The 12,281-nt window shown below is 73.2% G+C and carries 12 protein-coding genes; 2 read left to right on the plus strand and 10 right to left on the minus strand.

Annotated elements, in window-relative coordinates:
• Positions 1–51: 51 nt before the first annotated feature.
• The 10 genes from Q7F20_RS15175 to Q7F20_RS15220 form a co-directional block, all read right to left on the minus strand.
• Entirely contained in the window at positions 52–786 is a 735-nt protein-coding gene (locus Q7F20_RS15175; protein WP_305740906.1) for a zinc ribbon domain-containing protein, read from the minus strand.
• A gap of 2 nt (positions 787–788) precedes the next feature.
• Positions 789–1,634 (minus strand): Nif3-like dinuclear metal center hexameric protein, encoded by an 846-nt coding sequence (locus Q7F20_RS15180; RefSeq protein WP_305740907.1) that lies wholly within the window; start codon positions 1,632–1,634, stop codon positions 789–791.
• A gap of 103 nt (positions 1,635–1,737) precedes the next feature.
• Positions 1,738–2,769 carry a hypothetical protein gene (locus Q7F20_RS15185; protein WP_305740908.1) on the minus strand — a complete coding sequence of 344 codons (1,032 nt, stop codon included), beginning with the start codon at positions 2,767–2,769 and terminating at the stop codon, positions 1,738–1,740.
• A gap of 104 nt (positions 2,770–2,873) precedes the next feature.
• Positions 2,874–3,437: an alpha/beta hydrolase gene (locus Q7F20_RS15190; protein ID WP_305740909.1), complete on the minus strand. Its 564-nt coding sequence runs from the start codon at positions 3,435–3,437 to the stop codon at positions 2,874–2,876.
• 24 nt (positions 3,438–3,461) lie between these two features.
• A complete protein-coding gene (locus tag Q7F20_RS15195) occupies positions 3,462–4,421 on the minus strand; it encodes an AraC family transcriptional regulator (RefSeq protein WP_305740910.1) in 960 nt (319 codons plus the stop codon).
• A 146-nt stretch (positions 4,422–4,567) separates the two neighbouring features.
• A complete protein-coding gene (locus Q7F20_RS15200) occupies positions 4,568–4,981 on the minus strand; it encodes an ATP-binding protein (protein WP_305740911.1) in 414 nt (137 codons plus the stop codon).
• Positions 4,978–5,316, minus strand: coding sequence for an STAS domain-containing protein (locus Q7F20_RS15205; RefSeq protein WP_305740912.1), 339 nt, complete (start codon positions 5,314–5,316; stop codon positions 4,978–4,980). The genes Q7F20_RS15200 and Q7F20_RS15205 overlap by 4 nt, the downstream gene beginning before the upstream one ends.
• A 54-nt stretch (positions 5,317–5,370) precedes the next feature.
• Positions 5,371–6,591: a multidrug effflux MFS transporter gene (locus Q7F20_RS15210; protein WP_305740913.1), complete on the minus strand. Its 1,221-nt coding sequence runs from the start codon at positions 6,589–6,591 to the stop codon at positions 5,371–5,373.
• A 272-nt stretch (positions 6,592–6,863) separates the two neighbouring features.
• Complete coding sequence (locus tag Q7F20_RS15215) at positions 6,864–9,521, minus strand: phosphoenolpyruvate carboxylase (RefSeq protein WP_305740914.1); 2,658 nt, start codon at positions 9,519–9,521, stop codon at positions 6,864–6,866.
• 481 nt (positions 9,522–10,002) lie between these two features.
• Positions 10,003–10,695 (minus strand): heme oxygenase (biliverdin-producing), encoded by a 693-nt coding sequence (locus Q7F20_RS15220; protein ID WP_305740915.1) that lies wholly within the window; start codon positions 10,693–10,695, stop codon positions 10,003–10,005.
• A 75-nt stretch (positions 10,696–10,770) separates the two neighbouring features.
• Between Q7F20_RS15220 and Q7F20_RS15225 the strand changes: the two genes are divergently transcribed.
• Positions 10,771–11,616 (plus strand): siderophore-interacting protein, encoded by an 846-nt coding sequence (locus Q7F20_RS15225; protein WP_305740916.1) that lies wholly within the window; start codon positions 10,771–10,773, stop codon positions 11,614–11,616.
• Positions 11,617–11,679: 63 nt separating this feature from the next.
• Positions 11,680–12,252 carry a GIY-YIG nuclease family protein gene (locus tag Q7F20_RS15230; protein ID WP_305740917.1) on the plus strand — a complete coding sequence of 191 codons (573 nt, stop codon included), beginning with the start codon at positions 11,680–11,682 and terminating at the stop codon, positions 12,250–12,252.
• Positions 12,253–12,281 lie beyond the last annotated feature (29 nt).

A 12,281-nucleotide genomic window follows, 5' to 3' on the forward strand; every position in this document is an offset into this window, starting at 1 on the left:
GGAGGTGCGGTGCCAGCCGGCACCGCGCCTCCCGTCCGTCGTCAGTGTCGTCTAGAGCCCGGACTCCTCCGAGCGCACCAGGATCGCGTCGCTGTCCGGGCAGAGCACGACGTCGTCGGGGGCGGCCTGCCGGATCGCCTGCAGGTCGGAGTTCGTGAGCGTCACACCGGACGCCGTCGACACGCCGCCCTGCAGCAACGAGGCACCGAACCCGTAGCGCGCCCGCTGCCGGTCGTACAGCGCGAGGAGGTCCGCCGGCACCTTCGCGGCGACGGCGGCGCGGCTCTGCGTGGCGGATTCGCGGTCGGACTCGAGTCGGGCGATCTCGGCGTCGCGCTCGGCCACGAGCCCGGCGCGCGCGGCCTCGACGTCGGCGAGCTGCGCCTCGATGTCGCCGACCCGGGCGCGGAAGCCGTCGAGGTTCTCCATGACCTCGAGCTCGGCCGTCTCGAGGTCGCCGATGCGACGCTGCAGCGAGTCGAGCTCGTTCTGGAGGCCCGCGGCGTCCTTCGCGCTCGAGACGTTCTGGAGCATCGTGGTGTCACGCTCCACGCGAGCCTGCGCCGTCGCGGTGTCGGACTCGAGGCGGGCGAGCTCGCGCTCGGCGTCCTCGACCTCGCCGGTGGCCGCCGCGAGCTGGGCGCGCAGCCCCGCGGCCGTGGTGCCGAGCTCGGTGAGCCGATCCCCCTTCTGCAGGGCGGTGATGCGGTGCGCGATCCGGGTGACGTCGTTGTCGAGCCGCTGGACGTCGAGGAGGATGACCTGGTCCTCGGGTGCTGCCTTCATGGTCAGACTCCTTGTGTGTCGGTGGTGGGTTCGGCGGCCGGCAGGACGGCGAAGTCCCACGGGTCGGTGCGGAGGTCGCTCACGGTGACGCGGACGCCCGCGGCACGCCGGAGCTGTTCGGCGGCGACGTCGAGCCAGAGCCACTCGGTGGCCCAGTGCGAGGTGTCGATGAGTGCTGGCCCGCCGCCGAGCAGCGCCTGTTCGCGGAACTCGGAGGCCGGGTGGTGGCGGAGGTCGCTCGTGACGTACACGTCGGCGCCGAGGACGGCGGGGTGCCCGAGGTAGGCGTCGCCGGCGCCGGCGCAGAGTGCGACGGTTCGGATCGGCCGGTCGAACTCCCCCGAGACCCGCACGCCGGTCGCGGTACCGGGCAGCAGGTCGACCAGGGCCCGGGCGAGCGCCCCGAGCGTGGTCGGTTCGCCGAGGGCCCCGACGCGGCCGATGCCCGTCGACGGGTCCGCGCCGGGCTCGAGCGGACGCTGGTCGACCAGACCGAGCCGGTCGGCGAGCACGGCCGAGGTGCCGGTCGTCACGACGTCGGCGTTGGTGTGCGCTGCCACGAGCGCCGCCCCGCCGCGGACGAGGGTGGCGAGCACACTGCCCTTGTACGTCGACTCGGCGATGGTGGTGACGCCGCGGAGCAGCAGTGGGTGGTGGGTGAGCAGCAGGTCGGCTCCGAGCTCGACCGTCTCACGGGCGGTGGCCGGGACAGCGTCCACCGCGAGGTGCACGTGCTCGACCACGTCGTCAGGGTCGCCCGCCACGAGCCCGACGGAGTCCCAGGACTCGGCGCCGGATGCGGGCCACAGGTCTTCGATCACGGCCTGGAGTTCGCGGAGCGTCGGCATCCCGTCAGTCTACCGAGCCACGCGGGCCGACCGCGGCGCCCTGTGGACGACGAAGGAACCGATCAGCGCTGTGGACGACGAGGCGCGAGCGCAACTCGGCGGGTCAGCGGCGACCGAACGCCCGCATGATGCGGGCGACGAGCCGCGACCACCAACCGGCGGCGGCCCGGTCTTCCGGAGCGACCTCGACTGCTTGAGCGGGACGCTCGGTGGTCGCGATCGGTGCCACCGCCTCGGGCAGCACGACGGGCGTGCTGGCCGTCGCGCCGGCGTGCGCCGTCAGCGCAGCGGCGAAGGCGGCACGGTCGATCACGGTCGGGCCCGTGGCTGGCTGGACGAGCGGTGTGGGTCGCGTGTTCGCGGAGACCGGTGAGACGACCGGGAGGGACAGCACCGGCCGAACGGCATCGCCGAGTCCCGGCGTGGTCGCCTCCAGGGCGTCGATCGCGTCCACGACCTCGGCTGCGTCCACGAGCGCCGGAGCGGGCGCCGTCGCGGCGATGACGGCAGGAGCCGGGGTCGCGGTGGACACCGGGGCTGCGGCGCTCACGGCGGTGATCGACACGCTCCCGGTGGCCGCACGACGCGCCGCCGCACGGTCACGTCGGTCGGCCTCGAGTGCGGCATCGGCGAGCAGGTCCGCGAACACGGAGTGCGCGAAGGCACGGGCGGCCTCGACCTCGGGGTCGCGCTGTCCGGCGACGGTGGCCTCCCACGCTGCGAGTCGAGCGAGGTCCTCGTCGCGACGACGGACCTCGTCCTCGAGGATCACGATGCGCTCGATGGTGGAGCGGCCGCTCGCCGAGGAGACCTCGACGGCGAGGTCCTCGATGCGGAGGGCGATGCGCTCCGGAGGCTCGGGGAACGACGGCGCACACGCCGCGGCGTGCCGAGCACGGTCGCGGGGGCGACGGAAGGCGGCGTCGTCGACGACGACCGCAGCACGGCTGGTCGTCGCGGGCTCGACCGGGGCGTCCGACGCTGCAGCCGGCCGCTGCACGGGCCCGGTGACCGGCGGGACCACGAGGTCCGACAGGTACGGAGCGCGCGTGGCCGGGGCGTCACGGAGCCACTCCTCGAGCTCGCGACCGAACGGGTCGACGAGGGGGGTGCGTGCACCGGACTGCGTTTCCATGATCGAAGGATAAATATCGCGACGCTCATCTCGTCGGACATCCCCGGTGTGTCGCCGCAGTCCCTGCAATATCGCCTGGAAGGTGAACGGCGTGTCGTAGGGCGTCAGATCGTGCGCTCGAGGTCCGTGACCAGGGCGCGGCCGGCAGACCATCCGCCGAGCCCGCTCGCGACGTTCACGTGCCCGAGTGCGCCGACCCGGACGACTCCCGCGCCGAGGACGTCCGCGAACGCGATGGCCCGGTCGACCGCGCAGTAGGGGTCGTCGTCGCTGACCACCAACCGCGTCGGGACCTCGGGGGCCGCCTGGGCCACGGGCTCGACGAACCCGGCCGCCGCGGCGGGGAACCCCGGCGCGAGCGGATCCGGCGGCGCGACGAGGAAGGCGCCCACGACCTCGGCGTGTCCGCGCTGCCCGAGCCACGCGGCGACGGCGAGGACCCCCAGGCTGTGCGCGATGAGCACCGGCGGCTCGTCGACCGCTGCCACCGCGCGGGAGATCGCACGGGACCAGTCGTCCGGGTCGGGTTCGGTCCACGATGCCGGTGCGATCCGGACGACCGAGCCCGGGCCGTCGGACGACCGCTCGTCTTGCCACAGCGACTGCCAGTGGTCCGGGCCGGAGTTCCAGATCCCGGGGACGATCACCCACGGTCGAGGTCTGCACACCCTCGAAGCGTAGCGGCGGTCGGCTCAGGCGTGCAGCGTGTCCCGGGGGTACTCACCGAAGCGCGAGGCGTAGACCCCGGAGAATCGGCCGAGATGTGCGAATCCCCACCGCACGGCGACCGCCGCGACCGTGACCTCGCCGGGTGACGCGCGTCGGAGTTCGTCGCGGACCCGGTCGAGCCGGATGCCGCGCAGCATGGCGTTGGGCGCGGAACCGACCTGCCGTTGGAACGCCTGCTGGAGCCCGCGCACGCTGAGCCCGACGTGCTCGGCGACGTCGGTCGTGGTGATCGGGGTGTGGGCGAACGCGTGCATGTACTCGATCGCTTCACGCACCCGACCGGTGGCGCCCTGCGGCAGGGTCACGTCCGGCGCGAGGACGGTGTGCGGGAACGTGCGGAGGAGCGCGAGCGCCGTGTCCCGGGCGGCCTCGGCGAGGGCCAGCTGCGACGCCGGAGCCTCGCCGAGCACGACCTCGGCGGCCCGGCGGACCTGGGCGTTCCACCCCCGGAGGTCCTCACGCCGCGGGGGCTGGGTGTGGTCGAACACGAGCGGCGCCGGCTGCGTACCGTGCTCCTCGGCCGCCACCGCCTCGAGGAAGGTGCGGTCGAACTGCACCAGGTTCTGCCGGACGTCCTGCAGGTCGAAGGCGAACGGTCGACCGGTCGGGAACATCATCGGCGTCCCCGGCGCGAAGTCGACCTCTTGGCGCCCGACGTCGACGATGCCGCCACCGTCGGAGAGCCACATCACGACGTACTCGTCCGCCGACTCCACCTCGCCCTGCGCCCGGGCGTCGAACCGCGTGGAGCGGAAGGACATGCGCTCGTCCCCGGTGACCCGGAACCGGTAGCTGAAGGGGCGCTCCGTCCGGCCCGCCTGGAAGCCGGTGCTTTCGTAGGCGTCCTCGTACATGTGGATCGCCGCCTCGAGGTCGGTCCCGGACGTCTCGAATCTGATCCTGGGGTCGGGCTCGACGTTCATCGACTGGATCGTGACACGGCGGCACGAAACCGACGGGGTCGATGCCCGCGCATTGCGGATACCGGCCTATCCACTGCGCGAAGCGGACGATGCCCCCCGCTCGACCCGAGCGGCCCTCCGATCAGGCGCGAGCACGACGCCGACGCTCAGTGTCGCCCGCGCCGCACCGTCCATCGGTTCTGGTCCGCGACCCGTTCGTAGCGCAGGTCGTCCACGACCATCTGCACGAGCGCGAGACCCCGCCCGCTCTCGGCCAGCGCGTCGGGGAGACTCGCGGCGGACGGGTCGACCGGCACCGGCACGCCGTCGTCCGTCAGGTGCACCTCGACCGCGTCGGTGCCGACGTCGAGATGGAGCGAGCACGAGACGCCACGACCGGCTGCTCCGTGCTCGATGACGTTCGAGGTGAGCTCCACGAGCGCCAGCTCGAGTGCCATGCGGTCCTCGGCTGAGACCGTCGGCTCGGTGTCCCACACCGTCGCGAGGAAGGTGTGCACCGCGGTGACGTCGTCCGGAGGACACGCCAGATCGAGGCTGTGCCCGCCGACCACGGCGTTCATGCCCAGTCGGTCACCGCGGCGTCCCCGTCCGGGTACGTGCGGAGGATCTTGTCCATGTTGGAGAGCTTCAGGATCATCTCGACCTGGTCGGACGGTGCGGCGATGCGCAGGTCCCCGCCAGCCTGGCGTGCGGCCTTGAGCGACCCGACGAGTGCACCGAGTCCGGAGGAGTCCATGAACTCGACGCCGGAAAGTTCGACGACCACGCGGGACCGGCCGTCGCCGACGACCTTCGCGACGGTCTCGCGGAAGGTCGGGGCCGACACCATGTTCAACCGGCCGCTGCACTCGAGCACAGCGGCGCCGGCGTCCGCTTCGTGTACGACGATGTCCATCTCGGTGCCTCCTGGGTTCGGTGCGGGTGCACCCTGCAACCTACCGGGTCCTGCTCAGGAACCCGTCGAGGCGCGTCCGGTCCGTCGCGTGGCCAGGAGCTGCACGACCACGGCGGCCGCCATCAGGACCGCCATCACGGACCCCATCGCGACGGCCGTGCCGCCGAGTGCTCCCGCGAGCGGTGTGCCGAGGCCGCCGAGCCCGAACGTCAGCCCGCCCTGCAGCGCGGCGGCGGTCCCGGGGTGTGCGGCGCCGACGTGTTGGGTGCGCGTCATGGCCGCCGGCAGGACGAAGCCCCACGCAGCGGTGACGACGGCGAGCGACACCCAGACCGGGACTGCTCCGGCCCCGAGCAGTGCCGACACGAGCACGCCCGTCGCTCCGAGGGTGCCGAGCGCCAGGCCGAAGGAGAGCAGCGCGTCCTCGGAGAACCGTCCGACGATGCGACGGAACACGAGCGTCGTGACGATCATCATCGAGGCGTTCGTCGCGAAGACGAGGGTGTACATCCCCTCGGAGAACCCGAACCCGGTCTGGAACACGAACGAACTGGTCGCGATGTACGCGAAGAACCCGATGGTCGAGAGCACCCCGGTCAGCACGTAGGCGCGGAACCGCGGGATCGCCGTGAGTTCGCGGATGCGTTCCCAGTTCGCGCCGAGGCCCGCACCGCCGCGGAACGCCCGCGGGAGGGTCTCGTGGAACCAGACGACCACGGCGACGAAGAAGGCGGCCCCGAGCACCGCGAGCACGACGAACATGAGCCGCCAGGTGCCGACCGTCAGCACCGCTCCCCCGGCCAGCGGCGCGACGACGGGCCCGATCGCGTTGATGGCCGCGAGCGTCCCGAACACCTTCGCCATCCGCGGCCCGCCGACCACGTCCGAGACCATCGCCCGCCCGGCGACGGCTCCCGCCGCGCCCGCCAGCCCTTGGAACACGCGCGCCACGACGAGCGTCACGACGTCGGGGGCCAGGGCGCACCCCACGGACGCGACGGCGAAGACCGCGGTGCCGACGAGCAGCAGCGGCCGCCGTCCGATGCCGTCGCTCACCGGCCCGGCGAGCAGCTGACCGACGGCGAACGCCACCAGGAACGCCGTCAACGAGAGCTGGACCGCGCCGGGCGTCGTGCCGAGGTCGCGCGCGATGGCGGGCAGCGCCGGGATGTACATGTCGGTCGCGAAGGGCGAGACACCGACGATCAGGGCGAGGGGCAGGATCGGCGGCAGCGTGCCCGTGCGGGTGGTCGGTCCTCGGCGCTCCGTCGTCACGGCCGCCACGCTACGCGCCCCCGAATCGATTCGACAAGGAGGTGCCGTCGCGTTGCGCGCACCGGCACGGACGGGAGGTGGGCCCCATCCGCCGGTACCGGCGCACCGCGCCAGCGGGGTGACGGCCGTGCCTGGAGGTGGGCCCCACCCGCCGGTACCGGCGCACCGCGCCAGCGGGGTGACGGCCGTGCCTGGAGGGACGGTGCCAGCTGGCACCGCGCCTCCCGGGCTCGAGGCGGTCGCGTCGACGACCGCCGGCCGGTCCGGGTGGATCAGCCCGTGTTCTGCAGGCCGGCCGCGATCCCGTTCACCGTGAGGAGGAGCAACCGGTGGTCGCCGTCCGTCGGGTCCGTGCTGCCCGTGGTGCGGATCGCGCGGAGTGCCCGGAGCTGCAGGTGCGAGAGCGCATCGACGTAGGGGCTGCGGAGTCGGACGGCGCGTGCGAGGACGGGCCGGTCCTCGAGGACGTCGCTCCCTCCCGAGACCCGCAGCACCCATTCGCGGGTGCGGAGCATCTCGTCGAGCACCTTCGCGGCGAGGTCGTCGCGGTCCGCCAGCTCGAGGTACCGACGGGCGATGTGCTCGTCGGTCTTCGCGAGGGACATCTCGACGTTCTTGATCATCGCGCCGAACAGCGGCCACTCGGCGTAGGCGGTGCGGAGGAGCTCCACGTCACCGACGGCCTCGAGAGCGGATCCGAGGCCGTACCACCCGGCGAGGTTGATGCGCGCCTGCGTCCACGAGAACACCCACGGGATCGCCCGGAGGTCCTCGAGCGACTCGACGCTCAGGCCACGGCGGGCCGGGCGGGAGCCGAGCGGGAGCAGACCGATCTCCTCCATCGGCGTCACGCGGGCGAACCACGGCGCGAAGCCGTCCGCCTTCACGAGACCGTAGAAGGCCTCGCGTGAGACGTCGTCGAGCTGCTGCGCGAGGTCGGCGAAGCGTGTCGCGGCGGCGGCGGTGCGGTCCTCGTTCGACGGCGAGGACGCGAAGAGCGTGGCCGAGGCCATCTGCTCGAGGTGCCGTGCCGCGATGTCCTTGTCGCCGTACTGGGCGAAGATGACCTCGCCCTGCTCGGTGAGCTTCAGTCGGCCGTCGATGGACCCGCGGGGCTGCGCCAGGACGGCCTCGTTCGCCGGACCGCCACCGCGGCCGAGCGAGCCGCCGCGGCCGTGGAACAGCGTGAGTTCGACGTCGTGCCGCTTCGCCCAGTCGGCGATCCGGGCCTGGGCGTCGTAGAGCGCGAGGTTCGCCGACACCGGACCGACGTCCTTCGAGGAGTCGGAGTAGCCGAGCATGACCTCGAGACGGCGTCCGGTCGCGGCCAGGCGACGCTGGAACGGCTCGGTGCGCACGGCCTCGTCGAGGATGTCGACACTCGCGTGCAGGTCCGCGAAGGTCTCGAACAGCGGGATGACGTCGAGCACCGGTGCGGCCTCGGGGGACCCGAGCGCGGCGACCGCGAGCTCGTGCACGTTCGCGAGGTCGGCAGCCGACTGCGTGAACGACACGATGTAGCGGCTGGCGGCGCGGACGCCGTAGCGGGCCTGCAGCTCGGCGATCGTGCGGAAGACGGCGAGGACCTCTTCCGTGGTCTCGCTCAGTTCGCCGCCGGCGCGGATCTCGGCGAGGGCGTTCCGGTGCACCTGGGAGTGCTGCCGGACCTCGAGCTCGGCGAGGTGGAACCCGAAGGTCTCGACCTGCCACACGAGGTTCTGCAGCTCGCCGTTCGCGGGACGGGTCGCCCCGGCCGCCACCAGCGAGGTCTGGATCGTGCGGAGGTCGGCCAGGAGCTCCTCCGGCCCCGAGTAGGCGAGCTCGGCCTCGCCCCGGCGCGTGGCATCGATGCGCGCCGCGACGAACAGGAGCGCCCGACGGTGCGTCTCGTTCGGAGCGCGGACGCCGATGCGCTCGGCGATCCCGGGGTCGAGCGACTCCTGCGCGGCGACGAGGGCGGTGAGCCCGGCGTCCGCCGGGGTCTCGCTCGCGTCGAGCGTCAGGGTGCTGCCGATGCGGGTGGCGGCGCGCGCGAGGCCGAGCAGGATGTGCTCGGCCGCGATCTCCGCCGCCTGACGTGTGACGTCGGCGGTCACGTGCGGGTTGCCGTCGCGGTCGCCGCCGATCCACGTGCCGAAGCGGACGAAGGCCGGCGCTGTGACCGGCACGCGGCCCGCGTCGTCGCCGAGCAGCCGGTCGTCGAGGAGGCGGTACACCTGCGGGACGATCTCGAAGAGCGTCTGGTCGAACACGCTCATCGCCGTGCGGACCTCGTCGAGCGGGGTCGGGCGGGTCGTGCGGAGCGGCGAGGTGCGCAGGAGGGTCGTGATCTCCTCGAGCAGTCGTCGCTCGTTCTCGGCGAGGGCCGTGGCGTTCGTCGTCCGGTCGCGCTCGTCGATGAGGTCGGTGATGCGCCGCACGGCCGTGGTCACCGCGCGCCGGCGGGCCTCGGTCGGGTGCGCGGTGAGCACCGGGTGGAACCGCAGCTCGCGCAGCCGGGCCGACGCCGCTTCGTCGCCGACCTGGTCGACGAGCGAGGCGTACGTCGCCGGGAACGAGTCACCCGCGAGTCCGCCGTCGTCGCCGCGGAGCCGGAGCACGCGCACGCGGTGGTGCTCCTCGGCGAGGTTCGTGAGGTGGAAGTAGGTCGTGAACGCCTGCGCCACGGCCTCGGCCCGCTCGGCGGACAGGCCCGCCACGATGGCCTCGGCGCGGGCCGCGCCCTCGGTCTCGCCGCCCTCGTACGCGTCGATCACCGCGGCACGGAGGCTCTCCACGTCGTGCAGCAGGTCCTCGCCGCCGGTCTCCCGCAGGACGCGTCCGAGCAGCTTGCCGAGGTACCGCACGTCCGAGCGCAGGTCGCTGTCGACCGCGCCACTGACGTCGTCCCGAGCGCGTCCGTGGCGCGTCTGGCCGTCGATCGCCGTCATGTGGTCCTTTCCGGGTCGTCCGGGAGGATCGTCCCGGTATCCCAGCAGCGTATCGGCCCGCCGGGATCGGTGACGACAACCGTCCGGACGGACCGCGCGGGGTGGGGCGCGCGTGCCGCTCGCTTCGTGAGCAGGAACGGTCGCCAGCGCGGACCGGACCCGACCGCTTCTGCTCACGGAGCGCCGTGGACGCGACGACGGACGGACGGGAGGCGCGGTGCGGCGCCGACCCGCGCCTCCCGTCCGGACGCATCGCCCCCTGGGCGCGGGGCGCCGCGCGCTGCGTCCAGTGAGCAGGAATGGTCGCCTCGGCGACGCGTACCCGACAGGTTCTGCTCACCAAACGAGCGCGCCGAGCACGCCGAGCACGAGGGCGCCGGGATCGCGGCGCGTGGCGGAAGCACCCCTGCGAAGCGACGCGCTCCGCGATCCCGGCGGGTCTGGTGGGCGGCACGGTGCCGCTCGGATCGACCCGGGTCGGTCAGGCGATCACGGGCACGTCGCCGCCGGCCGCCCCGGAGTCGCGGATCGTCGGCCCCCGCGTCGCGTCGAGGCCCGCGAGCAGCGCGCCGTCGAGCCGGTGCGCCAGCTCGACCTCGGCGATCACGCGCTCGCGCTCCTGGGACGACCACGGAGCCGCGTCGAGCTGCGCCCGGTACGTCTCCTCGAAGGCGCTCGGGTCGGCGACCTGGTCGAAGATGTAGAAGAGGACGCCGTTCGTCTCGAAGCCGAACTGCTCCGCGAGCAGCCCTCCGAGCAGCCGACCACCGGACAGGTCGCCGAGGCACCTCGTGTAGTGGTGGGCGACGAACCCGCCGGGCCACGTCGCCGCGACCTCGTTCAGCCGCCGGACGTACGCGGTCGTCTCGGGAAGCGGGCACAGGAGCTCGGACCAGTCCGGCCCCACGAGGTACTCGAGGTCCGCCCGGATCGCCGGCATCCGCGTCAACTGCGGTGTGACGAACGGAGCCGCGACCGGGTGCTCCGCCATCCGCTCCGCCGCACGCTCGAGGGCGTCGTACACGAACGCGTACTGCCCGAGCAGGGCCGCGTACTCGGCGACGTCGCACCGGCCGGCGAGCAGGTCCCCCATGAACCCGTCGCCGCCCGACGGACCCTGCGAGCGACGGGTGCGTCGGCGCAGCAGTTCGGAGAACGGGATGACGGTGTCCATGGAGGTAAGGCTAACCTTACTGAGCGGTACGTCAAGCACAGCGCACCCGGAAGTCGAGAGAGGAAGCTCGCACCGATGAGCTCGAAACCCACACGCCCCCAGCACGTCTTCGTCGTCGAGCGCACCGAGCGTCTCTCGCCGCACATGGTCCGGGTCCACCTCGGCGGCCCGGCCTTCGAGGCGTTCGTCGCCGCGGCGGACCCGGAGCGACTCGCCACCACGGACAAGTACGTGAAGCTCCTGCTCGCGAAGCCGTCGCTCGGGCTGACCCCGCCGTACGACCTCGAGTCGCTGCGCGAGTCGCTCCCCAAGCACGACCGACCCGCTCGCCGCACCTACACCGTGCGAGCCGTCGACCACGAGGCGCGCACCATCGCGGTGGACTTCGTCGTGCACGGCGACGACGGCCTCGCCGGTCCCTGGGCGGCCTCGGCGCAGCCCGGCGACCTCCTCGCGCTGTCCGGCCCCGGCGGCGGCTACCGCCCCTCCGAGGACCCCGACGTCACCCACGTGCTGCTCGGCGACGACAGTGCGCTCCCCGCGATCTCGGCGGCCCTCGAGGCCATGCCCGACACCGCGACGGGCATTGCCCTCGTCGAGGTGGCGGGTCCGGCCGACGAGCAGGACCTCGCGCACCCCACCGGTGTCGACCTGCGGTGGCTGCACCGCGACGCCACCGGCGCCGAGCCGGGCACGCTCCTGCTGGAGGCTGCTCGGTCGCTGGACCGCGCCTCCAGGCCGGTGCAGGTGTTCGCACACGGCGAGCGGACCGCGATCAAGGCGATCCGTCGACTGCTGCAGGACGACTGGGGACTCGAGAAGTCCGAGATGTCGCTGTCCGCGTACTGGGCGCTCGGGCGCGCCGAAGACCGGTTCCAGGAGGAGAAGCGCGAACCCATCGGCGTCATCTTCACCGAGTAGCGCTCCGGAGCTCCCTGCCTGGAGGCGCGGCCCGCGTCGGTGGGTCGGGCTAGCGTTCCGGGCATGGTCGCCCTCTCCTGCTGCGCGCCCGGATGCGACGCCGGTGCGGTCGATGCGTCGGCGTTGCCCGCCATACCGCTGTGCGCGGGGCACGTCGCCCTCGTGGTCGACGCCGCCGCCGAGCACGCCGGCGTCGAGGACGTCCTGCCCGGCCCGTGCCCGGTGTGCGGGTCGCGGATCGGGGTGCGCTTCCCGTCGGGAGCGGTGTGCGCGACATGCGAGTGGCGCTGGGGCGATGTGCCGGACGGCGACCTCGCTCCCCCGCGCGTCGACGTCGTGTACTACCTGCGGATGCGCGACGACTTCGGTGACCGGATCAAGATCGGGACGACGGCGAACCCGCGGCAGCGGCTCGCGGCGATCCCGCACCAGGACCTCCTCGGGTTCGAGCGCGGCGACCGGACCCTGGAGCGCCGGCGGCACGGGCAGTTCGCCGGGGCGCGGTACCCCGGCACGGAGTGGTTCCGGGTGACGCCGGAGCTGCTCGGGCACGTCGCGGTCGTGGCGGCAGGCGTGAGCGACCCGTGGGAGCAGCACGCCCGGTGGCGGAGCGAGGCGCTGGCGCTGCGGGGGTGACGCGCGGGGTGCGGCGCGGAGCGCGGCGC

This window comes from Curtobacterium sp. A7_M15 (genome assembly GCF_030705415.1).
Classification (GTDB): Bacteria; Actinomycetota; Actinomycetes; order Actinomycetales; family Microbacteriaceae; genus Curtobacterium.